General features: G+C 62.3%; 22 protein-coding genes and 1 pseudogene. 17 read left to right on the top strand and 6 right to left on the bottom strand.

Annotated features, from left to right (window positions below):
* Nucleotides 1-109 precede the first annotated feature (109 nt).
* Genes phnF through phnN form a run of 3 tightly spaced genes read left to right on the top strand, consistent with a single transcriptional unit; the run spans nt 110 to nt 2153 of the window.
* Nucleotides 110-868: a phosphonate metabolism transcriptional regulator PhnF gene (gene phnF / locus PQQ51_RS08805; protein WP_408496387.1), complete on the top strand. Its 759-nt coding sequence runs from the start codon at nt 110-112 to the stop codon at nt 866-868.
* Nucleotides 865-1587: a DUF1045 domain-containing protein gene (locus PQQ51_RS08800; protein WP_408496386.1), complete on the top strand. Its 723-nt coding sequence runs from the start codon at nt 865-867 to the stop codon at nt 1585-1587. The genes phnF and PQQ51_RS08800 overlap by 4 nt, the downstream gene beginning before the upstream one ends.
* A 2-nt stretch (nt 1588-1589) precedes the next feature.
* Entirely contained in the window at nt 1590-2153 is a 564-nt protein-coding gene (gene phnN, locus PQQ51_RS08795) for a phosphonate metabolism protein/1,5-bisphosphokinase (PRPP-forming) PhnN (RefSeq protein ID WP_408496385.1), read from the top strand.
* A 6-nt stretch (nt 2154-2159) separates the two neighbouring features.
* Here the strand turns inward: phnN and PQQ51_RS08790 are convergent, their stop codons facing one another.
* Complete coding sequence (locus PQQ51_RS08790; RefSeq protein ID WP_408496384.1) at nt 2160-3068, bottom strand: LysR family transcriptional regulator; 909 nt, start codon at nt 3066-3068, stop codon at nt 2160-2162.
* A gap of 134 nt (nt 3069-3202) precedes the next feature.
* Here PQQ51_RS08790 and PQQ51_RS08785 point away from each other — a divergent pair, with 134 nt between their 5' ends.
* The 3 genes from PQQ51_RS08785 to PQQ51_RS08775 all read left to right on the top strand — a co-directional run bounded on the left by PQQ51_RS08785 (nt 3203) and on the right by PQQ51_RS08775 (nt 7111).
* Nucleotides 3203-4393, top strand: a complete 1191-nt coding sequence (locus tag PQQ51_RS08785) for a M20 aminoacylase family protein (RefSeq protein ID WP_408496383.1) — start codon at nt 3203-3205, stop codon at nt 4391-4393.
* Nucleotides 4394-4499: 106 nt separating this feature from the next.
* Nucleotides 4500-5798, top strand: coding sequence for an MFS transporter (locus tag PQQ51_RS08780; protein ID WP_408496382.1), 1299 nt, complete (start codon nt 4500-4502; stop codon nt 5796-5798).
* A 161-nt stretch (nt 5799-5959) separates the two neighbouring features.
* The gene (locus tag PQQ51_RS08775) at nt 5960-7111 is read left to right on the top strand and encodes a DUF3443 family protein (RefSeq protein WP_408496381.1); all 1152 of its coding nucleotides are present in this window, start codon (nt 5960-5962) and stop codon (nt 7109-7111) included.
* Between the two features lie 96 nt (nt 7112-7207).
* Here the strand turns inward: PQQ51_RS08775 and PQQ51_RS08770 are convergent, their stop codons facing one another.
* Complete coding sequence (locus tag PQQ51_RS08770; protein ID WP_408496380.1) at nt 7208-8032, bottom strand: IclR family transcriptional regulator; 825 nt, start codon at nt 8030-8032, stop codon at nt 7208-7210.
* 219 nt (nt 8033-8251) lie between these two features.
* On the opposite strand from PQQ51_RS08770, the gene PQQ51_RS08765 reads away from it, so the two are divergent.
* The 8 genes from PQQ51_RS08765 to PQQ51_RS08730 all read left to right on the top strand — a co-directional run bounded on the left by PQQ51_RS08765 (nt 8252) and on the right by PQQ51_RS08730 (nt 16406).
* Nucleotides 8252-8956, top strand: a complete 705-nt coding sequence (locus PQQ51_RS08765) for a FadR/GntR family transcriptional regulator (RefSeq protein WP_408496379.1) — start codon at nt 8252-8254, stop codon at nt 8954-8956.
* Between the two features lie 50 nt (nt 8957-9006).
* Nucleotides 9007-9897, top strand: coding sequence for an L-threonate dehydrogenase (ltnD, locus tag PQQ51_RS08760; RefSeq protein WP_408496378.1), 891 nt, complete (start codon nt 9007-9009; stop codon nt 9895-9897).
* Nucleotides 9898-9914: 17 nt separating this feature from the next.
* Nucleotides 9915-11237, top strand: coding sequence for a 3-oxo-tetronate kinase (otnK, locus tag PQQ51_RS08755; protein ID WP_408496377.1), 1323 nt, complete (start codon nt 9915-9917; stop codon nt 11235-11237).
* Nucleotides 11234-11896 carry a 3-oxo-tetronate 4-phosphate decarboxylase gene (otnC, locus tag PQQ51_RS08750; RefSeq protein WP_408496376.1) on the top strand — a complete coding sequence of 221 codons (663 nt, stop codon included), beginning with the start codon at nt 11234-11236 and terminating at the stop codon, nt 11894-11896. Before otnK ends, otnC begins: the two co-directional genes overlap by 4 nt.
* 25 nt (nt 11897-11921) lie before the next feature.
* Complete coding sequence (gene otnI, locus PQQ51_RS08745) at nt 11922-12722, top strand: 2-oxo-tetronate isomerase (protein WP_408496375.1); 801 nt, start codon at nt 11922-11924, stop codon at nt 12720-12722.
* Nucleotides 12723-12781: 59 nt separating this feature from the next.
* A complete protein-coding gene (denD, locus tag PQQ51_RS08740; protein ID WP_408496374.1) occupies nt 12782-13762 on the top strand; it encodes a D-erythronate dehydrogenase in 981 nt (326 codons plus the stop codon).
* A gap of 310 nt (nt 13763-14072) precedes the next feature.
* Nucleotides 14073-15275: a 3-oxoadipyl-CoA thiolase gene (pcaF, locus tag PQQ51_RS08735; RefSeq protein ID WP_408496373.1), complete on the top strand. Its 1203-nt coding sequence runs from the start codon at nt 14073-14075 to the stop codon at nt 15273-15275.
* Between the two features lie 546 nt (nt 15276-15821).
* Nucleotides 15822-16406, top strand: coding sequence for a hypothetical protein (locus tag PQQ51_RS08730; RefSeq protein WP_408496372.1), 585 nt, complete (start codon nt 15822-15824; stop codon nt 16404-16406).
* Nucleotides 16407-16616: 210 nt separating this feature from the next.
* Here the strand turns inward: PQQ51_RS08730 and PQQ51_RS08725 are convergent.
* Nucleotides 16617-16775, bottom strand: a pseudogene (locus PQQ51_RS08725) (DUF2917 domain-containing protein); the annotation flags it as partial.
* A 68-nt stretch (nt 16776-16843) separates the two neighbouring features.
* Complete coding sequence (locus PQQ51_RS08720) at nt 16844-17848, bottom strand: DUF535 family protein (RefSeq protein WP_408496371.1); 1005 nt, start codon at nt 17846-17848, stop codon at nt 16844-16846.
* A gap of 292 nt (nt 17849-18140) precedes the next feature.
* Here PQQ51_RS08720 and PQQ51_RS08715 point away from each other — a divergent pair, with 292 nt between their 5' ends.
* Nucleotides 18141-18845 carry a response regulator gene (locus PQQ51_RS08715; protein ID WP_408496370.1) on the top strand — a complete coding sequence of 235 codons (705 nt, stop codon included), beginning with the start codon at nt 18141-18143 and terminating at the stop codon, nt 18843-18845.
* Between the two features lie 140 nt (nt 18846-18985).
* Entirely contained in the window at nt 18986-20113 is a 1128-nt protein-coding gene (locus PQQ51_RS08710; RefSeq protein ID WP_408496369.1) for an ATP-binding protein, read from the top strand.
* A 24-nt stretch (nt 20114-20137) separates the two neighbouring features.
* Here PQQ51_RS08710 and PQQ51_RS08705 read toward each other — a convergent pair whose 3' ends face one another.
* Together PQQ51_RS08705 and PQQ51_RS08700 are read right to left on the bottom strand one after the other, a co-directional pair.
* Entirely contained in the window at nt 20138-22396 is a 2259-nt protein-coding gene (locus tag PQQ51_RS08705) for a patatin-like phospholipase family protein (protein WP_408496368.1), read from the bottom strand.
* A 158-nt stretch (nt 22397-22554) separates the two neighbouring features.
* Nucleotides 22555-23391 carry an EAL domain-containing protein gene (locus tag PQQ51_RS08700; RefSeq protein WP_408496367.1) on the bottom strand — a complete coding sequence of 279 codons (837 nt, stop codon included), beginning with the start codon at nt 23389-23391 and terminating at the stop codon, nt 22555-22557.
* A 933-nt stretch (nt 23392-24324) separates the two neighbouring features.
* Here PQQ51_RS08700 and PQQ51_RS08695 point away from each other — a divergent pair.
* Entirely contained in the window at nt 24325-25239 is a 915-nt protein-coding gene (locus tag PQQ51_RS08695) for a LysR substrate-binding domain-containing protein (RefSeq protein WP_408496366.1), read from the top strand.
* Nucleotides 25240-25481: the final 242 nt, after the last annotated feature.

Raw genomic sequence — 25481 nt, 5'->3', positions numbered from 1 at the left:
TTGTGCCGCGTCATAGCACGTGGCTGCCGTTTCACATTTTCATCACGGCTTGCGCACTACAATGCAGCACGAAACAGCGATTATTTGAACTCAAGGGAATGACAGCACCATGACATCGAACGACAACGCGACGCCGGGCACGTTGCTCGAACGCGGCGCGGGCGTTGCCGTCTGGCGGCAGATCGAGCAGATTCTGGCGGCGGAAATCGCGGCTAGCGGCTTCGGCGAAGAGGGGCGCTTGCCGAGTGAAGGCGAACTGGCCAAACGCTTCGACGTGAACCGGCATACCGTGCGCCGCGCGATGCTCGGGCTCGCGGCATTGGGCCTCGTCAGCGTGGAGCAGGGGCGCGGCACGTTCGTGCAACCGGGCGCCATCGACTATACGATCGGCCGCCGCACGCGCTTTACAGAAAACTTGCGGCAACAGCATCACGCGGCGGCCGGCAAGATCCTGTCGTCCGCGCGCGTGAAGGCCGAGCCGAATGTATCGAAGACACTCGGCCTGCGGGCCGGCGCGCCGGTTTATCGGATCGAAACGCTGCACGAGTCGGACGGCGTGCCGCTGACCTTCGCGCGTAACTGGTACCCGGCCGTGCGTTTCGCGGAGCTGCCTGACGTGATGGCGCGCACCGGCAGCTTCACGACCGCGATGGCTGAATTCGGTGTGACCGATTATCTGCGCAAGTGGAGCCGTATCGGCAGCGTGTTGCCGGAGCCGGAAGTTGCGCGGCGGCTGAACATCAACCGGCAGCAGCCGGTGCTGTGGGTCGAAAACGTCGACGTGGATCTGGAAGGCACGCCGGTCAAATATGGCGTCACGCATTTCGCGGCGGACCGTGTGCAACTGATGGTGGAGCACGAGGTATGAGCGGCGGCGTATGGGGTGACGACGCACGGTTTGCGCTGTACTACGCGCCTGCGCGCGAGTCGGCGTGGTGGGAAGCCGGGTCGACGTGGCTCGGCCGCGATGCACAGAGCGGCGAGTCGCGTGTGGCGCCGCAGCCGGACGGCTTGACGAGGCCGCTTGCACAACTCACCGGAGCACCGCGCCGTTATGGCTGGCACGGCACGCTGGTCGCGCCGTTCCGGCTTGTCGAAAGCGTGGCGCAGCAAGACGTGTTGAATGCGACGCGGCAATGGGCGCACAGGCAAAAGCCGTTTGCGCTGCCCGTGGAAGCGGCTACGCTCGGCGATTTCGTCGCGCTGCGTCCGGCCGGTCAGCAAGCGGAAGACGCCATGCGCACGCTGGCCGGCAGCGCGTTGCAAACGCTGGATGTGCTGCGTGCGAGGCCGTCGGCTGACGATCTCGCGCGTCGTCTCGCCGCGCCGTTGACCGTGCGGCAACGGGAGTTGCTGGTCGAATGGGGCTACCCGTACGTGCTCGACGAATTCCGTTTTCACATGACGTTGTCGAACTCGCTCGCCGATGCGCACGAACGCGCGACGCTGCTCGCATGGTGGCAGCGCGAGGCGCCCGCGCTCGGGCCGCTCGTCGTCGATCATGTTGCGCTGTTCGTCGAGCCGGCTCCTGGCGAGCCGTTCGTCGTGTGGGAACGCGTGCCGTTTCAGATCAACGAGGTGAACTAAGCATGGCAGGTCGCTTGATTTATGTAATGGGGCCTTCCGGAGCGGGTAAAGATTCGCTGCTGGGTTTCGCACGCAAACATCTGATGGGCGAGCCGGTTCTGTTCGCGCATCGTTACATCACACGGCCTAGCGGCCATGGCGAAGAGCATGTCGCGTTGAGCGTCGAGGAATTCGCAGCGCGCTCGGTGCTGGGTCTGTTCGCGCTCGAATGGTCGAGCCACTCGCTGCGCTATGGCATCGGAATCGAACTGGATGCGTGGCTCGCGCGCGGCTGCACGGTGGTCATCAACGGTTCGCGCCAGCATTTGCAGCACACGCTCGCACGCTATCCATCCACGGAAGTCGTGCACGTGGATGCCGCGCCGCATATTCTCGAAGCGCGGCTCGGCGCCCGCGCGCGCGAATCGGCGGAACAGGTCGCGGCAAGACTCGCGCGCCGCGCGCCGTTTTCGCTGCCGGACGGCGTTCGCTGTACGACGATCGATAACTCCGGCACGCTGGAGGAGGCGGGGCACGCGTTGATCGACTTCCTCAAGGCCACGAGCGACGTGCAGCACGCCCGCTAGCAACCGCTACGCGGGCGTTGCCATCCTTTCCCGTGTCGCGTCCTGCAAGCAAGCGATGAAATGCAGCACCGCGGGCGTGGGCAGCAGATCGCGCCGCGAAATGATGCTGATGTCGTAACTCGGCAGCGCCTCCTCGATCGGCGCGACCTGGATGCCGAGCGGCGCGACCCGCTGCGCGAGCGGCAGCGTGAAGCAGCCGATCACGTCGGTTTGCGACACGAGGCCGAGCGTCACCGCGAACGACGACGGCGCGCGCAACAACCGCTTCGGCACCGGCAAGCCGTGCGTGCCGAACATCGTCATCATCACGCTATGCGGGAATTGATCGGCGCCGACGGTCAGGATCCATTCGGCGTCGACCAGTTCATGCAGCCGCGTGCATGTCGCGAGCGGATGGCCGTTACGCATCGCGATTACGAACTGCGTCGAAATCAACGGTGTCTGCACGAGGTCGCTATCGAGCGTTTGCAGATGATGGATCGCCGCGAGATCCAGCGTGCCGTTGCGCAACTGCGCCAACGCTTCCGGCACCGTCACTTCTTGCAGATGCAGATTGACGAGCGGCATCGCATTACGGAACTTCGACACCGCATGCGGCAACGCGGTCAGCGCGATCGACGGCATCGTGCCGACGCTCACCTTGCCGGCCAGTTCCCCCTTCACCTGCCCGACCGCCTCGACGGTGCGGCGCATATCGCCCAGCAACTGCTCGGCGCGCGGCAGCAGCGCCAGCCCGCAGGCCGTCAATTCGATGCCGCGCACGCTGCGCACCATCAACTCCGCATTCAACGCGCTTTCCAGTTCACGAATCGTATGCGTGACGGCCGGCTGCGTGACGCCGAGTTCGCGCGCGGCGGCGCGCAAGCTGCGGTGATGCGCGGCGGCAACGAACGCCTGCAAGTGCTGCAACTTCATGAGGGTATTCCCGTATATAAAGCTTGTTAATCACGGTGAAAAAAACAGCATCTTATTCGAACAAAACGGCGTGGCTATAGTGCTCGCCTGTTTGCCGCGTTTCTGGTGCGGCACGAACCTTATGGAGCCTGAAGATGAGCGAAACCGCGCGTTTTACCGAAGTGTCCGACCTGGTGCCCGCCGCCGAGAGCCTGCGCGAGATTCGCCACCACATTCACCATCATCCGGAACTGGCTTACGAGGAAGTGCAAACCGGCGCGCTGGTCGCGGAAAAACTCGAACAATGGGGCTGGCAGGTGACGCGCGGCGTCGGTAAGACCGGCGTGGTGGGCACGCTGACAGTGGGCGACGGCACGCGCCGCATCGGCATTCGCGCCGATATGGACGCGCTGCCGATCATCGAGCAAACCGGCCTGCCGTATGCGAGCGGCACGCACGGCAAGATGCACGCGTGCGGTCACGACGGCCACACGACGATGCTGCTCGGCGCCGCGCAACACCTCGCGAAAACGCGCAATTTTTCAGGCACCGTGCATCTGTATTTCCAGCCGGCCGAGGAAAGCGGGATCGACAGCGGCGCGGTGAAGATGATCGAAGACGGCCTGTTCGAGCGCTTTCCGTGCGACGCCGTGTTCGGCGTGCACAACCATCCGGGCGCGGAGCCGGGCGTGTTGTTGTTCCGCAAGGGACCGTTCATGTCGGCGGGCGACAAGGCGATCATCACGATCGAAGGGGTTGGCGGCCATGCGGCGCGTCCGCATCTGACGGTCGATCCGGTGGTTATCGCGGCGAGCATCGTGATGGCGTTGCAGACCATCGTCGCGCGCAACGTCGATCCGTCGCAACCGGCGGTGGTGACGGTCGGTTCGATGCATGCGGGCACCGCCAACAACGTGATCTCGAGCAGCGCGAAACTGGAACTGAGCGTGCGTTCGTTCAGCCCGGAAGTGCGTACGCTGCTGAAAAAACGCATCACCGAACTGGCCGAAGGGCAGGCTGCGAGCTATGGCGGCAAGGCGGTGGTCGAGTATATTGAGGGCTATCCGGTAGTAATTAATTCGGATGCCGAAACGGATTTCGCGGTTGAAGTGGCGCGCGAACTGGTGGGCGACGACAAGGTGGTCGCGCAAACCGACATCCTGATGGGCAGTGAGGATTTCGCGTTCATGCTGCAAAAGCGGCCCGGTACGTTCCTGCGGATCGGCAATGGCGCCGGTGAGGACGGCTGCATGGTGCACAACCCGCACTACGATTTCAACGACCGCAATCTGCCGGTCGGCGCGGCGTTCTGGACGCGGCTCGTCGAGCGTTATCTGGCGCAGTGAATCAGGTAGTGAGTCAGGCAGTCAAGCCCGCAGCGGAGCTGTGCGGCGCGTGGTGAACCCGCGCCGCGGCCACGCCCTATAACCATAACGACAAGGAAGACCATCCATGAGTACCACGACCGGAACGAGTGCCGCCGCCGGTGTAACCCGAACCAGCCGCGGCGCGATCGCCGCGGCGGTGATCGGCAACTGGCTCGAGTTCTTCGACTTCACCGTGTACGGTTTTTTTGCCGTGATCATCGGCAAGCTGTTCTTCCCTTCGGCGGATCCGACCACGTCGCTGCTTTTGTCCGTCGCGACCTTCGCGGCCGGCTTCATCACGCGCCCGCTCGGCAGCGTGATGCTCGGCGTCTACGCGGACCGCAAAGGCCGCAAGGCGGCGCTGAATCTGACCATCATGCTGATGGCGGTCAGCACCGGTCTGATCGCCATTGCGCCGACCTACGCGCAGATCGGTCTGGCAGCGCCGCTGCTGGTCGTGTTCGCGCGTCTCGTGCAGGGTTTCTCGCAGGGCGGCGAGTTTGGCGCGGCTACCTCGACGTTGCTGGAACAGGGCGGCGGCACGCGGCGCGGGTTTCGCGCGAGCTGGCAACTGGCTACGCAAGGCGGCGCGGCGCTGATGGGCTCGGGCATCGCGGCGGCGCTGTCGGGCGCGCTGCCGAAGGAGTCGCTGGAAAGCTGGGGCTGGCGCATTCCGTTTCTGCTCGGCGTGCTGATCGCGCCGGTCGGCATCTATCTGCGCCGCCGTCTCGCCGACGATTCGTCGAGCGCGCATAGCCACGCGATCGAGCGCGGCGTGCTGCACGAACTTTTCACCGAGCATTTGCGTCCGCTCGTGCTGATTACGCTGACGGTAATGGGCGGCACGGTTTCGACCTACATCCTCACGTTCTACATGCCGACGTACGCGATCCACACGCTCGGCCTGCCGATGTCGTTGTCGATGCTGGTCGGCGTGGCGGCGGGTCTGGTGATGTTGATCACGTGTCCGCTGTTCGGCATGTTGTCGGACCGCATCGGCAGCCGTAAGCGGCCGATTCTGTTCGGGCGCGGCGTGCTGGTCTTGCTGCTGTTTCCGGCTTTCATGCTGATCAACCGCTTTCCGCAATTGCCCGTCATCATGTCGCTGACCGCGCTGATGCTGCTGTTCTACTCGATGGGTTCGGCGTCGGAATTCGCGTTGATGTGCGAATCGTTTCCGCGGCGCGTGCGGGCCACCGGCATTTCGATCGCTTATGCGGCGAGCGTGTGCCTGTTCGGCGGCACCGCGCAACTGGTCGCGACGTGGCTGATCAAGTTGACCGGCAGCAAGCTCGCGCCGGCGGGTTACGTCGCCGCGTGTGTGGTGTTGTCGCTGATCGCGGTGTCGATGTTGAAAGAGACGGCGGACCAGGCAGTGGACTGATAACGTGCGCCGGACACCGTCCGCTATGGCGGGAACGTGCGTGTGCTGCGAAATAAGTCTATGACTTTGCACAATTTAGTACGGATATCTACATATTTGCACAGACCTCGCTGCAGAAACTCGCGATACTGATTTTTGGGCAATCAGACGCGAGACCTCGGATGAAGGCAGGGATAGTTGTGGCATTCAGCGTGGCACTGTTGTTAAGTGCCTGTGGTGACGATCTTTCTAGTACGCCAGCCGTTGAGAAAGTGAATAACGTCGTACCCGTGACAGTGGGTAAGGGCGATGGAACGGCGGGCGGAAACCTGCCAACGACGACCGTCACGATTTGTGTGCCTGGTACATCGCAATGTCAGTCGATCGACAATGTGCTGATCGATACCGGTTCATCCGGATTACGGCTTTTCGCGAGAGATGTTTCTTTGTCTTTACCAGCCGTTACTTTGAACGGCAGTTCATTGAGCGCGCAGGCAGGCTTCCTTGACGGTACTTTGTTGCGCGGAGACGTCAAACGGGCCGACATCAAGCTCGCGGGCGAAATCGCGACGAGTGTTCCTATTCACGTCGTGACGGATCGTTCGTTGCCGGGCGATCCCGCCGCGGCTCAGGCGAAATTGGGATCCCCTACCAATGGGATTCTGGGCGTCAGTCATGCTATCCAGGATTGCGGCGACAAATGTTCCGGTGACGCCACTCAATACGAGACGTACTATGTTTCTGAGCAAGGGAAGACCAGATTTGTGCCGGTACCTCTGGCTGATCAGGTGACAAACCCGATTGCCTTGTTTCCTGTCCATAACAATGGGTTCTTGCTGGATTTACCGCCCTTGACGGATGGACGTCCCGACAAATTGACCGGGACCATGGTGTTCGGAATCGGCACGGCGTCGAACAATCAACTGGGCAGTGCGAGTGTCCTGACCTTGGACGCGTCGGGAAATATATCCACCGTATTCAACGGCCGAAGCTTGCCGAATAGTTTCATCGACAGTGGCACGCAGATACTGATTTTTCCGTTCGAGGGCGGGCCTGTCTGTGCGAGCGAACCTGATTTTTATTGTCCCACGAGTACCCAAACGCTATCGGCGGAAATGGTTGGAGCCAACGGCGTGCATAAACTGGTCAGTTTCCAGATTGAGTCGCCGGAATCTGTGGATCCAAACAGGTCAGCGGCGAATATAGGGAAATCATCCGATCTGGCTCAAGGATCGTTCCTTTGGGGAATGCCGTTCTTCTTTGGTAGAAAAGTGTTTGTTGCGCTTGACGGAAAGGCAACGCCCGGTGGCGTCGGTCCTTACAACGCGTTTTGACGTGTGGGTGGCAAGCGAGGTGGGGGTGAAGTTGCCACGCCGCCGCGGCCCCGTGGTAACCCGTGCGCCGCAGGTGGGATTTCCGCGGCAGCCCGCTCACCCGCGCCGCGCCACCATCTCCGACACCGTTTGCGCCGCATGTTGCAGCGGTTCGAGAAACGCCTTCACCATCTGTTTTGCCGAATTGCGCTGCGCATTGCCGCTGATGTTCATCGCCGCGATCACGCGGCCCTGGCGATTGCGAATCGGCGCGGACAACGAAATCAGTCCGCCTTCCAGTTCCTGATCGACGATCGCCCACCCCTGGCGGCGCACCTGCGCGATCACTTTCTTCAGCTCTTCCTTGTCGGTGACGGTGCGCGGCGTGTGCGCGTAAAGCGGCGCCGAGTTCAGCGTGGCGTCGAGCGTCGCGTCGTCGAGCGCGGACAGCAACACGCGGCCCATCGACGTGCAATAAGCCGGCAAGCGGCTGCCGATCGACAGGTTGATCGTCATGATCTTGTGAGTCGGCACGCGCAGCACGTAGACGATCTCGGTGCGATCGAGCACGGCCGCCGAACAGCTTTCGTGCACCTGCGCGACCAGCGCTTCCATCACCGGCTCGGCGAGGTTCCAGAACGGCATCGAGGTCAGATACGCGAAGCCGAGATCGAGGATCTTCGGCGTCAGGCGAAACAGGCGGCCTTCGGCTTCGACGTAGCCGAGCGTTTGCAGCGTCAGCAAAATGCGCCGTGCGCCCGCGCGGGTGAGGCCGGTGGCGGCGGCGACGTCGGTGAGGGTCTGTTCCGGGCGCGACGCGTCGAACGCGCGAATCACCGCGAGGCCGCGCGCGAACGACTGCACATACGAATCGCCCGGTTTGTCCGGGGCCGGTTCGGCGCTGGCAGGAACGGCGGAAGACGGCGGCAGGGCTTTGCTCATGGGCCTTGAAAGCTCGGTTCGAAGTGTGCGGATGCCGGGCGCGCCGATCCTGGCGCGACACCCCGGAAAGCCGTGACGATAGCTCAAGCGTTCTGTTTCGCCAACTTCACGCAGGTGTGACCACCCATCTCAGGGTTTGCCGCGATGCCCAGGCGGGTCGCAAATTTGTATGATGACCCGACAACTTCGCAACTCAACCGCCGAGCGGCCAGGACACCCATGTTCGAAAAGATTCCTGCGCGCGCGCTGAGCGACACCGTCGCGCAGCAACTGCTCAAGCAGATCGACAAAGGCGCGTTCGAGCGCGGCGGCAAACTGCCGACCGAAGCCGTGCTGGCGCAGCAGTTCGGCGTCAGCCGCACGGTGATCCGCGAGGCGATCTCGCGGCTGAAGAACGAAGGCGTGGTCGAGCCGCGTCAGGGCAGCGGCGTGTTCATCGCGGCGCACGGCGCGATCCGGCCGCTGCGGATCGATTACGCGGAAGCGGTCGAGCCCGGTTCGGTCGTGCAGATTCTCGCGCTGCGGCGGGCCATCGAGGCGGAAGTCGCCGCTGAAGCCGCGCTGCATCGCAGCGATGCCGACATGGAGTCGATCGACACCGCGCTCGCGAAGATCGACGCGGCGGTGGCTGAAGGCGAAGACGGCGTCGCGGAAGACGTCGGGTTTCATCGCACGATCGCAGCGGTGACCGGCAATCCGTATTTCCTCAAGACGCTCACGTTCCTGAATCAGTATCTTGAAGCCGGCACGCTCGTCACGCGTCGCAACGAGGCGTTGCGCGAGGACTTTTCGCGGCAGGTGCGCGAAGAGCACGCAGCCATTGCCGCAGCGATTCGGGCCGGCGATCCGCTGGCCGCACGCAACGCGGCGCAAACCCATCTGTACAACGCGGCGCGTCGGCTCGCGGCGGCGGGGATCGGTTGAGGCGTCAGGGGCTCGAGCGAAAGCACGTCATTCATTCAACGAGGTCGGGCATGTCCAGAAATGTCGGTGTCATCGGACTAGGCGCAATGGGGTTGGGTGTCGCCCGTTCGTTGCTGCGCGCGGGTTTTCACGTTCACGCGTGCGACTTGCGTCGCGAGGTTCTGCAGGCTTTCGTCGCGGAAGGCGGCGTGGGTTGCGCAACGCCGGCCGAACTCGGCGCGCAGTGCGACGTGGTTATCACGCTGGTGGTGAACGCCGCGCAGACCGAAGCGGTGCTGTTCGGCGACCAGGGCGCGGCCGCGGCAATGAAGAGCGGCAGCGTGGTGATCGCGAGCGCCACCGTCGCGCCGGATTTCGCGGCCGAACTCGGCAAACGCATCGAGGCGGTGGGTTTGCAGATGCTCGATGCGCCGGTGTCGGGCGGCGCCGCGCGCGCCGCGTCCGGCGAAATGACGATGATGACCTCCGGCCCGGCCGCCGCGTACGCCGCCTGCGAACACGTACTCGCTGCGATGGCCGGCAAGGTGTATCGCCTCGGCGACGCGCATGGTGCCGGGTCGAAAGTGAAGATCATCAACCAGTTGCTGGCCGGTGTGCATATCGCCGTGGCGGCCGAGGCGATGGCACTTGGTTTGCGCGAAGGCGTCGACCCCGACGCGCTGTACGACGTGATCACGCACAGTGCGGGCAATTCGTGGATGTTCGAGAATCGCGTGCCGCACATTCTGAACGGCGACTACACGCCGCTTTCGGCGGTCGATATCTTCGTGAAAGACCTCGGCCTCGTGCTCGATACCGCGCGGCGTTCGAAGTTTCCGCTGCCGTTGTCGGCGGCTGCACATCAGATGTTCATGATGGCGTCGACAGCCGGCCACGGCGGTGAAGACGACTCGGCGGTGATCAGGATTTTTCCCGGCATCGACTTGCCGGCGGCGAAATAAGCGAGGCTCTATCCGTTATGGCAACTTTAATCAACGCTGCGCAACAACGTCCGCTGCTCGGTTGCATCGCCGACGATTTCACCGGCGCCACCGATCTCGCCAACATGCTCGTGCGCGGCGGGATGCGTACGGTGCAGACGATCGGTGTGCCCGACTCCGATGCGGCAGTCGAGGCCGACGCGCTGGTCGTCGCGCTGAAGTCGCGCACGATTGCCGCCGCCGACGCGCTCGCGCAATCGCTCGCCGCGCTCGACTGGTTGCGCGCGCAGGGATGCCGCCAGTTCTTCTTCAAATACTGTTCGACATTCGATTCGACCGACGCGGGCAACATCGGTCCGGTGACGGACGCATTGCTCGATGCTCTGTCTTCGCAACACGGCGCGGGTGCTTTTACGATCGCATGCCCGGCGTTTCCGGAGAACGGCCGCACGATTTTTCGCGGCCATCTGTTCGTCGGCGACGCGTTGCTCAACGAGTCGGGGATGGAAAATCATCCGCTTACGCCGATGCGCGATGCAAACCTCGTGCGCGTGTTGCAACGTCAGACGCGCTCGAAAGTGGGCCTGGTGCGTTATGACGCGGTGGCCCCAGGCGTTGCCCAGGTGCGCGAATCGTTCGACGCGTTGTGCCACGAAGGCGTGCGCATCGCGATTGCCGACGCGGTGTCCGACGCCGATCTCCATGTGCTCGGCGAGGCCTGTGCGGACCTCACGCTGATCACGGGCGGCTCCGGGATCGCGCTCGGTTTGCCGGGCAATTTCCGGCGCGCGGGTCTGCTCGCGGAACAAACCGATGCCGCGCGTTTGCCGCGAGTCGAAGGATTGTCGGCGGTGCTGGCCGGGAGTGCTTCGAAAGCGACCAACGCGCAGGTGGCGGCATGGCGTTCTTCGCGGCCCGCGTTTCGCATCGATCCGCTCGCCGTGGCGCGCGGCGAGCCGGTGGTCGATCAGGCATTGGCCTTCGCGCAGCCGCATCTCGACAAAGCGGAACCCGTGCTGATTTACGCGACCGCCACGCCTGAAGAAGTCAAAGCAGTGCAGCGCGAGTTAGGCGGGAGCGAAGCCGGGCAACTGGTCGAGGCGACGCTGGCGTCGATCGCCCGCGGTTTGCGCGAGCGCGGCGTGCGCCGCTTCGTGGTGGCGGGTGGCGAAACCTCGGGCGCGGTAGTCCAGGCGCTCGACGTGCGCTCGTTGCGGATCGGCGCGCAGATCGATCCAGGTGTGCCGGCCACCGCTACGATCGAAGGCGAACCGCTGGCGCTCGCGCTGAAATCCGGCAACTTCGGCAGCGTGGATTTCTTCGACAAAGCGCTGCGTCATCTCGACGGAACCGCACCATGACCGGTACGCCCGCACGCCACACGACGCACGAAGCCCGGGTCCGCGAAGAAATCTGCGTGACCGGTGCGAGTCTGTATGAACGAGGCTATACGGTAGGCACGGCCGGCAACATCAGCGCGCGGCTCGACGACGGTTGGCTGATCACGCCCACCGACGCGTGTCTCGGCCGGCTCGATCCCGCCGACATCGCCAAAGTCGATTTCGACGGCAACACGGTGTCGGGCGGCAAGCCGTCGAAGACATTGACGTTGCATCGCGGCATCTACGCAAACAACGGTGAAGCGCGCGGTATCGTACATACCCATTCGACACACCTTGTCGCGCTGACACTGGCGGGCGTGTGGAGCGAGCACGACGTGCTGCCGCCGGTCACGCCGTACTACGTGATGAAAGTGGGACACGTACCGCTGATTCGCTATCGGCGCCCAGGCGACCCGCAAGTGGCCGCGGAGATCGCCGCGCTGGCCGATAGCGTCCGCGCGGTTTTACTCGAGCGTCTGGGTCCGGTAGTGTGGGCGCGCTCGGTGACGCACGCGTCCCACGTGCTGGAAGAACTCGAGGAAACGGCCCGCTTATGGCTGATGACGAACCCACGGCCCGCGCCGCTTGACGACGCGGCCATCGAAGAACTGCGCGCCGTATTCGGCGCGCGCTGGTAGAACCCGAATTCAAGGAGTTGTTGCGATGCCTCGCTTTGCCGCCAATCTGACGATGATGTACAACGAGCACGCGTTTCTCGACCGTTTCGCCGCTGCGGCGAAGGACGGTTTCAACGCGGTCGAATTCCTCTTTCCCTACGACTTTCGTGCCGGTGAAATCAAGGCGCGGCTCGACGCCGCCGGTCTGACTCAGGCGCTCTTCAACGCACCGCCGGGCGATTGGGCCGCGGGCGAACGGGGCATCGCATCGCTGCCGGGTCGCGAAGATGAATTTCGCCGCAGCGTGGAGACCGCGCTCGAGTACACGCGCGTGATCGGCAATCGCAAACTGCACGTGATGGCCGGGTTGATCGGCGCGGACCAATCGCGCGCGCAGCATCGCGACGTGTACCTGCAAAACCTCGCCTATGCGGCGAATGCGGCGCAAGCCGAGGACATCACGGTCGTGATCGAGCCGATCAACCCGCGCGACATACCGGGCTTCTTCCTGAACCGTCAGGACGACGCACAGGCGATTTGCGCCGAAGTCGGCGCGCCGAATCTGAAGGTGCAGTTCGATTGCTATCACTGCCAGATCGTCGAAGGCGATCTCGCCATGAAACTCAGGCGCGACATCGCCGGTATCGGTCACATCCAGATTGCAGGGGTGCCCGAGCGGCACGAGCCGGATATCGGCGAACTGAACTATCCGTATCTATTCGATCTGATCGACACGCTCGGTTACGACGGCTACATCGGTTGCGAATACCGGCCGCGGGCGGGCACTTCGGCGGGTTTGGGCTGGCTGAAACCGTATCTGGACGCCGCGCGACGCCAAGCCGACTAACAAGCCGGCCGCTTCATCCGCACATCTCGCCGGCCCACGCTTAAAGGAAGACGTTCATCATGAAAGTACTGATTACCGGCGGCGCGGGTTTTCTCGGTCAGCGTCTCGCGCGCGAACTGCTGGCGCGTGGCACGCTAAAAGACGCGAACGGCACGCCGCAAACGATCACCGAACTCGTGCTGTTCGATGTCGTGCGCGCGGACGATTTCGGCGACAGGCGCGTACGCGTGGAAGTGGGCGATATCGCGGAGCACAGTGTGCTCGAACGCGTGATCGACGCGCAGACTTCGTCGATCTTCCATCTGGCCGCGATCGTGAGCGGGCAGGCCGAAGCGGATTTCGATCTGGGCATGCGCATCAATCTGGACGCGGCGCGTCTGCTGCTGGAGACGTGCCGGCAGCGCGGCCACGCTCCCCGCGTGCTGTTCACGAGTTCGGTCGCGGTTTACGGCGGCGATCTGCCTGACGTGGTGCGCAACGATACGGCGTTGAACCCGCAGTCGTCGTATGGCGCGCAGAAGGCGATCGCCGAGTTACTGCTGAACGATTACTCGCGGCGCGGTTTCGTCGACGGTCGCGTCTTGCGGCTGCCCACCATCAGCGTGAGGCCGGGCAAGCCGAACGCGGCGGCCTCCTCGTTCGCGAGCGGCATCGTGCGCGAACCGCTGAACGGCGAAGCGGCGATATGCCCGGTGGCGGGTAGCACGCGTTTGTGGCTGCTGTCGCCGCGCAAGGCGATCGAAAGTCTGATCGCCGGTCTCGAACTCGATGCTGGCGTGCTCGGCAACCAGCGCGTGCTGAATCTGCCCGGCATTTCTGTGAGCGTCGACGAAATGGTGGCGGCGCTGCGCGACGTCGCCGGCGACACGGTCGCCGCGCGGATCGTGTGGGCGCCGGATGCGCGGGTGGAGAAGATTGTCGGCAGTTGGCCGGGGCGGTGGGATACGTCGCGCGCCGAACAACTCGGCCTCAGCGCCGAGCGCAGCTTTGCCGACGTGATTCGCGGCTATATCGAAGACGAGCGGATTCAGATCCGCTAAAAACTCGCCCATGCGGCGTGTCGGTCGCGATTTGCTTTACTGCGCGCTTACGGACACGAACGCGCGATTCGTCCTGCGATGTCTGTTTGACTCGTCGAAGCAAAGCCCCACGCCGCGTGCTTTTCCTGAGCGTCGCCCGGCTTTGCTTGACATGCTTTCCGACCCACGCCTATCATCGAGCCTAGTTGTTCGATACATGACCGTCTGTTCGTATATAGAACATTTACCATGATGTCGGACTCGCCGTTCCGTTCGCGGATCGAGCCGTCGGCGGCGCGGCGCACGCAGCACATTCAACTGGAGACATCACATGACCGAAGCATTCCTGTGCGACGCCATTCGCACCCCAATCGGCCGCTATGCGGGTTCGCTGTCGTCGGTTCGCGCTGACGACCTGGGCGCGGTGCCGCTCAAAGCGCTGATGGAGCGTAACAAGGACGTCGACTGGAGCGCGATCGACGACGTGATCTACGGCTGCGCGAACCAGGCCGGTGAAGACAACCGCAACGTCGCGCGCATGTCGTTGCTGCTCGCGGGCTTGCCGCTGGACGTGCCGGGCTCCACGGTGAATCGCCTGTGCGGGTCGGGCATGGACGCGGTCGGCATTGCCGCGCGCGCGATCAAATCGGGCGAGGCGGCGTTGATGGTCGCGGGTGGGGTCGAAAGCATGAGCCGCGCGCCGTTCGTGACCGGCAAGGCCACCAGCGCGTTTTCGCGTCAGGCCGAAATCTACGACACGACGATCGGCTGGCGCTTCGTCAATCCGTTGATGAAGAAGTTGTACGGCGTCGATTCGATGCCGGAGACGGGCGAAAACGTCGCCACCGACTACAACATCAGCCGCGCCGACCAGGATGCATTCGCGCTGCGCAGCCAGCAGAAAGCAGCGCGAGCGCAACGCGACGGCACGCTGGCGCAGGAAATCGTCGGCGTGACGATCGCGCAGAAGAAGGGCGATCCGATCACGGTGCTGCAAGACGAACACCCGCGCGAAACCAGCCTGGAAACGCTCGCCAAACTGAAGGGCGTGGTGCGCCCGGACGGCACGGTGACGGCCGGCAACGCGTCGGGCGTGAACGATGGCGCCGCGGCTTTGCTGCTCGCCAACGAAGCCACCGCCAAACGCTTCGGCCTCACGCCGCGCGCGCGCGTGCTGGGTATCGCCACGGCAGGCGTGGCGCCACGCGTGATGGGCATCGGCCCGGCGCCTGCCACGCAAAAACTGTTGGCGCGTCTCGGCATGACCATCGGCCAGTTCGACGTGATCGAGCTGAACGAAGCATTCGCGTCGCAAGGTCTCGCGGTGCTGCGCGCACTCGGCATCGCGGATGACGACGCCCGCGTGAATCCGAACGGCGGCGCAATCGCGCTCGGCCACCCGCTCGGCATGAGCGGCGCGCGCCTCGTCACCACGGCGATGTATCAACTGCATCGCACGCAGGGGCGCTTTGCGTTGTGCACGATGTGCATCGGCGTCGGCCAGGGGATCGCGATCGCTATCGAACGCGTGTAATCGATTCGACGAACGAAGAGCGACCGCCCGGCGCCAGGCCGGCATGAAACGTTCGCGTGTCGCTGCATGATGAACAGCCCTTTCGCTTCGGCGACAGGGCTGTTTTATTTGCTGCGCGGTATCGAATCGGCGTGTATTGGATAGGCGTACGTTAGTCGTTAATCGCCATTCAGTTTCACGTTGTCGCGAATAGGCTGTTGACGGCGATAATCACCATCCTGTGTTGACATTCAGTATGTATTTAATGCTTCTCGCATATTCGCAATTGCCGTTTCATATAAAACCGTCTCATGCAGATCGTCTCGTCCGCGATGCTTCAGTGAGGCGCGACGCCATGCCGCATTAATTCGGCGCGTATCGAATTGCGAAATCCAAATCACAATTTAAAAGAGTGGGCATCTTGTAAGGCATGTACAATCGTTTCGCTGTAAGCCTTTCGATAAGTGTCATCCTGAATAGTTAATGCATTCGTCGTATTGAGAATCGGTATTCGCGGTTCGGGAATGCCATCCCAGCAGATCGAACATTTTTGCAAGGAGAGCGTGGATGAAAGTAGCGACGATTGGAGCAGCTTTGTTGGTGGCGGCCGCGGCCGCCGCACAACCGGTTTGGGCACAAGATGCGTTGGCAAGCGCCGCTCAGGGTATCGTCAGCGCCGTGCCGCCGGTGCATGTGAAGGCGCAGATCGTCGGCATCGATCCGGGCAGCCGCACGCTCACGCTCAAAGGGCCGGGCGGAAACGCGGTGGTCGTGCTGGTGAGTCAGCAGGTCGAAGGTTTCGATAAGCTCAAAGTCGGCGACCGCGTGGATGTGCTGTACAAGAACGCGTTGCTCGTGAAGGCGGACAAGGTCACAGGCAAGGACAAGGGGATTCGCGCACGGGTCGATACGCAGGTTTACGCACCGGCCTCCGGCGGCTTCGAATCGGCGCGTCAGGTGGAAGTACTGGCCACCGTGCAGAAGATCGACCGCAAGAAACGCCTCGTCACGCTGCGCGGCGCCACTCAGACGCAAACGCTGCAGGTCGGACCGGACGTCGAGCTGCACGACATCAAGGTCGGCGATACGATTCATGCGGTGTTCGTTTCGGCTGCCGCGGTACAGGTGACGCCGCAGGAAGCGGTGCAATAAACTGCGTGCGGGTTCGTCCGCGCATGTGATGAGCGCTACACACCGCATACAGTGAAAACACAACACGGCAAACGGTCTTCCTGAAGCCTGCCTGCATGATCCGCAAACGCCCCTCGTAGCAGGGGCGTTTGCGTTTCCCAACCAGCCGCGGTGCGTGGGCAGCGCGCAATTCAGCGAAACACGTGCGGCAATGTCGCTATCCGTGCTGAGCCACACGTGTTCGTTACGTTGCAGACGGAATTCGTGGTCTGGAGCGATCCAGTAATCGTCAATGGAGTTGATGCGTGTGAGCCAGACACGCGCATCGTACACGCGCAGCACGCTATCGGCGTCGACACTGCCTGGTACTACGGAAAAATGTACGACCAGTAGCGGCTGTCTATCGTCCGGCCGTTCCGTTTTGTCGCGCGGCTTGTCAATGAAAAAATGCGTCGAATTCAGGCCGCCATACGCACAACGTTAAGCGTTGGCGTTTGGCTCGCGCCGACACTCAGGCGAATCTGTTCGGCGAGCGTCCTTCGCAATGCGTAGCGCTTGCGACGTGTGGCGTCGCCGCCGTCGGCGGTTTGCCGCTCGGCCAGATAGCGTGCCGGAGGCGCCAGCACGAACCAGCCGTTCCAGCGCGCGAGCGCGCCGCACTCGATCGAGAGGCGATCGTAGTCCGCCGCCACACGGCGCTTTCTCAGGCAGTAACGCCAGTTCGCGGAGATGTGCGCCTGCTGCGAAACGATGAATGTGCCGCTGACATCGAGCGACGCGGCGACGCACTGCGCGAGATAGATCACCAGTACTTTCGGTCGCAATCCGTACCATCGACGGGTCAGCGCGCGAAACAGCTCACGCCCGTTCACCGAGCTGTCCGGACCTTGCACGGCGCCGACGCAAAGGCGCGCGCGCCGCAGCTTGCCGCCGAGATGCGCAAGACTGAATGTGCAGGACACGATACGCTGACCGCGCACGTCGCGGATGCAGAGGGTCCAGTCGCCTTCCCGTTGAAACTGTTCGCTCGACTCCAGCGAGACGTTCCAGCGCTCCTCGCCCACCGTGAACGACGCGATCCGCGCCGAGCCGACGGCGTCGATGCGCGCGGCCACATGGGGCACGCGCTGGTGGGTCAGCAAATGATGGTCGAGGCTGGCGGTAAGACGTTCGCGCGCGTTGAAGCTCGAATGCAGAAACGGCCGATGGATGCGTTCGAGCGCGCCGGGATGACGCCGCACCAGATCGTGCAGCGACGACTGCGTGCAGCGTTCCAGCCAGACCCGGGTCGAATGCCAGCACGCGAGCGCACGCAACCACAGGCGAATGCGCCGCCATTGATGGAATCGGTTGTTGCCGGGGTACACGGCGCGAGCCGCATGCCGGATCGCGGCAAGCGGTTGTGTGAGCGTGCTAAGCCAATGCGATCTGGCGCGAGTCTCTGCGTCGTTCACAGGCGTCATGGCAGCTCCCTTCGGCAGTTTCGAGTGAACGAATGTTAGGGCCACGCATCTCGCGGATTTGTTGAAATGTTTGCGAGTTTGTCGAGTTTTGTATAAGTTGCTGCACGATATACGAGGCGCCCAGTATGCCGTGTGCGCACTTTTGCGTTCATCCGGGTGTGTCGAAGCCGATGTACCTCTGTCGTACGAACTATGTGCGGCGTCCCGCGTCAGCGTATTTTTGCGGATAGCGCGCGGTATAATTCCAGTACTTTGCCGCTATCGAAACAGTCAATCTGGAACGGTTCGCCTCATGCCATCCCGCATCCTGCTAGTTGAAGACGACGATCGTTTGTCCGCGCTGGTTGCCGCCTATCTGCGCAAAAATGGTTATGAAGTCGAGACCGTGCTGCACGGCAACGATGCGGTAGCGGCCATCCTCTTGCAGCGCCCGGACCTCGTGATTCTCGACGTGAACCTGCCGGGCAAAGATGGTTTTCAGATCTGCCGCGAGGCGCGCGAGCAATTCGACGGTGTGATCATCATGGTGACCGCGCGCGACGAGCAGTTCGACGAAGTGCTCGGGCTGGAATTCGGCGCGGACGACTACGTGCATAAGCCGGTCGAACCACGCATACTGCTGGCGCGCGTCAAGGCGCAACTGCGCCGGTCGGTCCCGCGCGCGCCGGAGGCCGGTCAACCCGAGAGCTACGCGTTCGGCAAGTTCGAGATCAGCCGGGGGAGCCGCACCGTGAAGCTGCCGGATGGCAGCGTGCCCCTGTTGACGTCGGCGGAATTCGATCTGCTGTGGGCGCTGGTGAGTTGCGCGGGCGAGGTAGTGAGCCGCGACGACCTGATGCGCCAATTGCGCGGGATCGAATTCGACGGGCTCGACCGCACGATCGACGGCGGCATTTCCAAGCTGCGCCGCAAGCTGCAGGACGACAGCACCACGCCGCAGCGTATCAAGACGGTACGCGGCAAGGGTTATCAGTTCAGCAAGCTCGCGTGGGATTGACGGTTGCGTATACTGCTTCTATCGCTGCGGTGAGGAACACGCGGCCGGTTATGCCGCGAAATGTTTGTCGACAAAACTCCACATGGCAATCGCTGGCGTTTCTTCAAAAGGTCTAATCGGCGAGCAGGAGAAAAAAGAACGTGCCGTCCGCAGCGGAGCAACACTCGCTCACTCCCTACCGTTATCTGAAGTGGCGCTGGCTGCGTTTCCGCCGCTCATGGACCGACACGCGTGCGGACCGGATTCCGAGCTGGTCGATGCTTTATCTGCGCGTCTATACGCGTCTGCTGATCCTGACCGTACTGGTACTGGCTGCCGCCATCGTAACGCTCAGTTTTACGCTGCCCACGCCGGAGCCGCTCTGGCAGAGCTTGCTGGCGGCGCGGCGCGGCCTTCCGGTCGCGTTGGCCACGCTGCTGCTTCCGGCCATCTCCGCTTACCGGTGGATGCGTCCGGTGTGGCTGGATCTCGTGATGGTTCGCGAGCGCGCGATCGACTTCACCGGCGGCCGTTTCAATACCCGAGCCCGCGAGTCGCACAGCGTGATCATCGGGCCGCTCGCGCGCACGCTGAACGCGCTGGCCGAGCGGATGGAACGTCTGATCGCCGCGCAGCGCGAGCTGACCAACGGTATTTCCCACGAACTGCGCACGCCGTTGGCGCGTGTGCGCTTCGCGGTGGAGAGTCTGCGCGAACCCGCGTCGGCCGCCGAATATCAAGGCGCATTGGCGAGTATCGACCAGGACGTCACCGAACTCGACGAACTCATTGACATGAGCCTGACCTATGCGCGGCTCGAGTACAGCTCGCTGCAATCGAATCTCGAGTCGACCTCGCTCGTCGCATGGTTCGACGCTCAGATCGTCGACGCCACGCTGCTCTATCAGGACAAACAGATCGTCTCGCGCACGGAGGCGGCCCCGGCGCTACGCGTGGTGATGGACAAGCGCCTGATGTCCTACGCGATGCGCAACCTGCTGCGCAACGCCAGCAGGTATGCGAGGTCGCGGATCGTGGTTGGGCTCGAGCTCAGGCATGGCAATGTCGAAATCTATGTGGAAGACGACGGCGCCGGTGTGCCCCCCGAGCAGCGCGAGCACATTTTCAATGCGTTCGTACGGCTCGATCGTCAGACGCGCGGCTATGGTCTCGGGCTCGCGATCTCGCAACAGGTGTTGCGCGCGCATCACGGCCGGATCGCCGTTACCGATCCGGTGACGCTCACTGGTGCGCGCTTCGAAATCAGCTGGCCTGCCGGGTCTGTTTGAAACGCAGGCGCTTTTTGTTCACAGTCAATAGGTGTGTCCTAGCTGGAAGAAGAAGTTGCTGCGGCCACGCGGTGCGAAGGAGACGCCGAGATACATCGGCCCGAACGAACTGGTCAGCGCGGTGAAGAACGTGATGTTCTTTTTGAGTGGGCCACTGCCGGAACCCGGACCCTGATCCGGGCTCCAGACGTTGCCGGCTTCGAGGCTCAAACCGACGAACATCCCCCGAATTGGAGAAGCATTGAAGCTGGCAAGCTGATTCATGTAAGTCACCTGAGCGTACAGCATCGAGTCACCGGTCAGTTGGTCTACCGCATAGGCCGACAAATGCTGGAACCCGCCTAGCGTGAAGCCGAGCGGGTTCGCCGGGTCAGAACTGCCGAAATCGCTACCCGCTTCGAAACTTGCATTGATACTGTGCCGTCCATAGCTGGCGGCGACGATGCCTTTGCCGTACACCTCGGTAAATTGGTCGCTGCTCGCGAATATCGAACGTTTGACACGCAATTCGCCAAAGTACCCTTTGCGCGCGAACAGCGGATCGTCCAGTTGATCGACTACGAGGCGCGCGTGTACGTTCAGTTCTTTTCCACTCGTGTCTTCAAATGCTAGTGGCCCATTCGGGCCCTCCGTTATCGGGATGTTGTATTGTGCCGTTCCGGTGTCGTGCTCATAGCCTACGCCGATGCGGAAATCTCCAAGCCGCGCGAGCGGCAGTCCGAAATCAAGGCCTGCGCGTTCATTCTGAAAACGATATTGCGTAATGTTGACGTCGAAGTAGTCGCTGTAGACTTTGGCATAGCGGCGCTCGAATTCTACGTAGGGCGCGATGTAATACCCGAACGAGTTCGACAAGGGCTGCCGCAACTCCGCATGCAGATTGACGAGATCGCTGCCGACGGTAGCGTCGACCCGGCCTTCGAGTCCGGATGAGGTGAGCCACGGGCGGCGATAACCGAGATGCATCCGGAAGCCGCCTTCGTCCGTCGAGCTGGTCGACAAGCCGAGTCCGAACAGCAGAAAATTTGGCCCCCATGTTTTCTGCTGCGCGTTGATCACGAGCGTGTGCTGATCGCCATTGTCGACAAGTTGCTGGCTTACGTTGTCAAAGTCGCCGGCGGTGGACAGTGCGAGCAGGTCCGAGTTGAGGGTCGACGGATCGTAGACGTCGCCGGGCTTGACGTGCAGCGCGGCGCGGATGCGCGCCTCCGGCACCGGGCCAGGCGATGCAATTTCGATTCGGGTAATCCGCACCGGCTGCGCCGCAGGCGCAAGGTGGCGCGCTCGCCATGCGGCGTAGTCCGCGGGCGACAGTGCCAGGTGCTGCAACTGCGGCAGCGCGGCACGCGCAGCCGCGGCGCCCGCGGCAATGGCCTGATTGGCGTTGGCGAAGTCCGTAAAGCTGAGCGAGCCGAGCGCGGGCTCGATCAGCACGTCGCCGGCTTGCAACCGGTCGCGCTGCCGTGCGACATTCTGGCGAATCAGGATGCCGATCATCTGCTGCATCACGTCCGCAGGCGAGGCCAGTGCGTTCAGCGGCCGCAACGGCGAGCCGATATCGACTGCGATCACCGTGCTCGCGCCCATGTCGCGCGCGGTTTCGATCGGCAGATTGCTGACGATGCCGCCGTCGATGAGCGTGCGTCCGTCGATGTCAGCCGGCGCGAACAAACCCGGCAGCGCCATGCTGGCGCGAATCGCCTGCGGCAGCGAGCCATGCTCGAGCACGACTTTGTCGCCGGTGCTCAGATCTGTGGCGATCGCCCGATAGGGAATCGGCAGGCGGTCGAACGAAATATTGCCGGGTACCGCCGAAGTCCAGTCCTGCAGCAACGCCTGCAGACGGTTGCCCTGTACGAGCCCAACCGGCAGGCGGAAACCTTTGGAGCCGAAGCCGAGCGAGAAGCTGTTCACATACAGCCGCTCGTCTTCGCGACGGGACTGCGGCAAATCCTCGCGCGCGGTCACGTCGAACGCGATATCCGCGAGATTGATGCCGGTGAGGCGCTTTTGCATGTCCTCTGCCGTCATGCCGCTTGCGTACAGGCCGCCGACGACCGCACCCATGCTGGTGGCCGCGATGCAATCGACAGGAATGCGATTCTCCTCGAGCACCTTCAGCACGCCGATGTGGGCGTAACCGCGGGCGCCGCCGCCCGACAGAACCAGACCGACCGCGGGGCGGTTCGTGCCGTCTGCCGGCGTGCAGGCCTGAGTGTCGGCGTGAGCGGGACTTGCCAGAGAAGTGAGGCCCGCTACCAGAAACGCGATAGCGCAACGCATGCGAGGTTCGCGGTGCCGAGCATCAGGAGGGGGAGCCGTGGTCCGGTTTATTTGAGTGGCGAACGCTCGAATCATGCAGTTCACGGCGTGGGAGAAACCGGAAGATTACCTGTTTTGCGGCTCCGATTACAAGTTTTCGAAGGAGCTTGAGGCCAGCTTCACCGATGTCGCGGTAGCGATCCGTTCTCTTGGCCGAGGCAGGACTCCAAATGGAGGATCGGCGCAATACTTTGCACAGCTTCCAGAAGATCGACGACTGGACGGCGAAAGAAGAATCCCTGCATACGGATGTCCGGAAACTGGCGCAACCATATCGCCTGTTCGAGGGTTTCCACGCCTTCGACGATAATTTCGACCTGTAGGTCGTTCAGCAGATTGATCACGCCGGCAATCAGCATGCGCGAGCGGTGGGACGACGGCACACCGCACAGCAGTTCACGCGCCAGCTTGACTGTGTCGATCGGAAGGCCGGCGAGGCGCGCCAGCGACGAGAAGCCGGTTCCGAAGTCATCCAGCGCCAGCCGTACGCCCAACTGTTGCAGCGACGCAATGGCGTCGTTCAGCTTGCAGACCGTCAGCAGGTTTTCGCTTTCGAGTACTTCCAGCATCAGCATCGACGGATCGATCTGGTACTGTTCGCATCGCTTACTAATTTTCTGTGCAAAAAAATCGCCATGCAGAAGGCACGGGTCGATGTTGATGGAGACATAGCGATCGGCCGGCCACGGCTCGCCGAGTTCGGCGATATCGTGGCAAACACGATCCAGCACGAAGCAGGTCACTTTTTCCGTGGTGACCGGATCGTCGAGCGCATCGGCGAAAGCTCCGGGCAACAGCAGTCCGTATTCAGGATGTTGCCAGCGCAACAGTGCTTCGGCGCCACGCACATTGCCTGCAGCGCTGCCTACGATAGGCTGGTAGGCAATCCGGAATTCGCCCGCCTGAACGCCGCGACGAACCTCGGAGGTGAGTCGACGCAGTGAGCCCGCCGTCACTCGTGGCGATTCGCTGTGGAAGAAGGGGACCAGATTTTCTGGAGTACATATTCGCTATCGCACTTTGGTTGCTCGACTGACGCATCCAGGTGGGATCGCCATCTTTTTATACCTTCAGGTGTGAGATGCCGGAAACGGTTGAATCGACAGGTTGGATCCTCCTCGCTGTACTTCGAAGAAGATCGATGCGCGTTGAATGTGCATGGAACACAGGGCCGTGTCGACATGAAGTCCTTCAACGTGCACTGCGAGGAGAAAGGCGCACGATAGCGCCGGTGAACAGAACGTGGAAGGTCGAGAAACGGCAATGGAATGTCCTTGTTCGCAGGACATTGACGAAACCGGATCACTGAAAAGAGACGGGGCGTTCCAAATAATTCGCCTGGTTCCCCGGCTGATATGGCGCGCCCGGATCGAGCCAATTGTTAATTTCGATTTAAACCTTTATCGTATTAAGTTTTTAGAGGATAAGAAAATAAAAATAACTCGACATGAATTGACGATTATTTTGTTGCATGACTGTCGGGGCGACTTTAGTATGCGGATACTGATTATCCAGTCTCGGTGAACCGGGAGATTCCGCCAGGAATTTCGCCGCCACGGGCCAGAATGACAAACGTTCTGCGCCAACGACACTGTTCATAGAAAACGTAGTTTCCCGGCGCGCATGCGTCGCCAGGCGAAGCACACCTATCCCGAGAAAAAAGCACGTCCGTGAGGTTCGCGCTATGTCTGCCATGGTCGTTCGAAAGATTTCGACGGCTTGGAACACGGCACGATCACGCTGTTTTGTCGAGTTGAGTCGATAAAGCGGGTGATTGGAGCGAATACGATTCGATCGCGGATTTAATAGTATCGGCAAGCAACACTGCGATGCGCATTGTTTGATTGAGTTATGGCGCGGTCGCGGTGATGAATTGGGGAATGCGGGATATGGAAAGGCTCGATGATTTATTTTTGTTCGCGGAGGTTGTTCAACAAACCGGTTTTGCGGCGGCTGCGCGCAGCCTCGGCATGCAGCGATCCAAACTGAGCAGACGCGTTGCGGAACTCGAAGAACGTATGGGCGTGCGGCTGCTGCAACGCAATACCCGGCGGGTTTCGCTCACCACGGCGGGCGAGCAGATTTATGGCCACGCGTGCTCGCTGGTCCATGAAGCACGTGCCGCGTTCAACGTGGCGGCGGAGATCAACGGCGAACCGCGTGGCGTGCTGCGGCTCACCTGTCCTGCCTCGTTTGCCGCCGCTGCGCTGATGCCGGTGGTTGCCGAGTTTTGCAGCCAGCATCCGCATCTCGACGTGCTGGTCGACACAAAATATTGCCAGCCCGATCTCATTGCCGGTGGATTCGAGCTTGCCTTTCGCGTCCAGACCGGCCCGCTCCAAGATTCCAGCCTGGTGGCGCGAGTCGTGACCGACGTTCCGATGATGGTCGCGGCGAGCCCCGACTTGCTACTGGTGGAGCAGCGTGCAACGCATCCGGACCAGTTCGCCGGTCAGCGGATATTGGCGCAGTCAGACCAGAGTGGCGCGAAGGTGCTCCGTTTCCTTCACGACGAGGAGGGTGAGCGTAGTCTGGAGTACTCACCGCGTCTCGTGAGCGGCAACATTGCGGTTTTGCAGGCGGCGGCTATCGCGGGAATCGGCATTGCATGCATGCCGCGTTACCTGTGCGAGGACGCGCTCGCGGCAGGGAAACTCGTCGATGCGATGGCAGAGCAGTCGGGCTGGCGGCCGGAGCCCGCGAAAATGTACGCGATCATGCCCGCGCGACAAGGTGTGACGCTGGCAACGCGGATGTTTCTGGAGTTCGCGCTTCCCAAGCTCGCAGTTGCGTTACGGGTTTGAAGCATGGCGTTTTCTACAACTTGCGTACGCTCGTACCACACCGGACACGGCTGCACGGAGGGTCAGCAAGCCTGATGTGAGAAACATGCGTGTACGTGGAATGATTGGGAGGCCCGATGCAGGCTGTCGGCGTGGAGCGGGCTTCCAGAAATGTGCCGTCGCGGCAACCGGTTCGCATCACTATCGTCGAATTCGCAGATTGTGGAACATCTCTTGCGTGGGCTTGAAATAACGATAAATAG

Source organism: Paraburkholderia xenovorans (assembly GCF_046030735.1).
Classification (GTDB): Bacteria; Pseudomonadota; Gammaproteobacteria; order Burkholderiales; family Burkholderiaceae; genus Paraburkholderia; species Paraburkholderia xenovorans_A.
Note: the sequence above shows the minus strand (reverse complement) of the source record. Positions and strands in the feature narration are given on the sequence as shown.

What these genes read in the sequence shown, in the direction of transcription:
- phnF (WP_408496387.1), top strand. Translation starts at nt 110, where the DNA reads ATGACATCGAACGACAACGCGACGCCGGGCACGTTGCTCGAACGCGGC.
- PQQ51_RS08800 (WP_408496386.1), top strand. Translation starts at nt 865, where the DNA reads ATGAGCGGCGGCGTATGGGGTGACGACGCACGGTTTGCGCTGTACTAC.
- phnN (WP_408496385.1), top strand. Translation starts at nt 1,590, where the DNA reads ATGGCAGGTCGCTTGATTTATGTAATGGGGCCTTCCGGAGCGGGTAAA.
- PQQ51_RS08790 (WP_408496384.1), bottom strand. Translation starts at nt 3,068, where the DNA reads ATGAAGTTGCAGCACTTGCAGGCGTTCGTTGCCGCCGCGCATCACCGC.
- PQQ51_RS08785 (WP_408496383.1), top strand. Translation starts at nt 3,203, where the DNA reads ATGAGCGAAACCGCGCGTTTTACCGAAGTGTCCGACCTGGTGCCCGCC.
- PQQ51_RS08780 (WP_408496382.1), top strand. Translation starts at nt 4,500, where the DNA reads ATGAGTACCACGACCGGAACGAGTGCCGCCGCCGGTGTAACCCGAACC.
- PQQ51_RS08775 (WP_408496381.1), top strand. Translation starts at nt 5,960, where the DNA reads ATGAAGGCAGGGATAGTTGTGGCATTCAGCGTGGCACTGTTGTTAAGT.
- PQQ51_RS08770 (WP_408496380.1), bottom strand. Translation starts at nt 8,032, where the DNA reads ATGAGCAAAGCCCTGCCGCCGTCTTCCGCCGTTCCTGCCAGCGCCGAA.
- PQQ51_RS08765 (WP_408496379.1), top strand. Translation starts at nt 8,252, where the DNA reads ATGTTCGAAAAGATTCCTGCGCGCGCGCTGAGCGACACCGTCGCGCAG.
- ltnD (WP_408496378.1), top strand. Translation starts at nt 9,007, where the DNA reads ATGTCCAGAAATGTCGGTGTCATCGGACTAGGCGCAATGGGGTTGGGT.
- otnK (WP_408496377.1), top strand. Translation starts at nt 9,915, where the DNA reads ATGGCAACTTTAATCAACGCTGCGCAACAACGTCCGCTGCTCGGTTGC.
- otnC (WP_408496376.1), top strand. Translation starts at nt 11,234, where the DNA reads ATGACCGGTACGCCCGCACGCCACACGACGCACGAAGCCCGGGTCCGC.
- otnI (WP_408496375.1), top strand. Translation starts at nt 11,922, where the DNA reads ATGCCTCGCTTTGCCGCCAATCTGACGATGATGTACAACGAGCACGCG.
- denD (WP_408496374.1), top strand. Translation starts at nt 12,782, where the DNA reads ATGAAAGTACTGATTACCGGCGGCGCGGGTTTTCTCGGTCAGCGTCTC.
- pcaF (WP_408496373.1), top strand. Translation starts at nt 14,073, where the DNA reads ATGACCGAAGCATTCCTGTGCGACGCCATTCGCACCCCAATCGGCCGC.
- PQQ51_RS08730 (WP_408496372.1), top strand. Translation starts at nt 15,822, where the DNA reads ATGAAAGTAGCGACGATTGGAGCAGCTTTGTTGGTGGCGGCCGCGGCC.
- PQQ51_RS08720 (WP_408496371.1), bottom strand. Translation starts at nt 17,848, where the DNA reads ATGACGCCTGTGAACGACGCAGAGACTCGCGCCAGATCGCATTGGCTT.
- PQQ51_RS08715 (WP_408496370.1), top strand. Translation starts at nt 18,141, where the DNA reads ATGCCATCCCGCATCCTGCTAGTTGAAGACGACGATCGTTTGTCCGCG.
- PQQ51_RS08705 (WP_408496368.1), bottom strand. Translation starts at nt 22,396, where the DNA reads ATGCGTTGCGCTATCGCGTTTCTGGTAGCGGGCCTCACTTCTCTGGCA.
- PQQ51_RS08695 (WP_408496366.1), top strand. Translation starts at nt 24,325, where the DNA reads ATGGAAAGGCTCGATGATTTATTTTTGTTCGCGGAGGTTGTTCAACAA.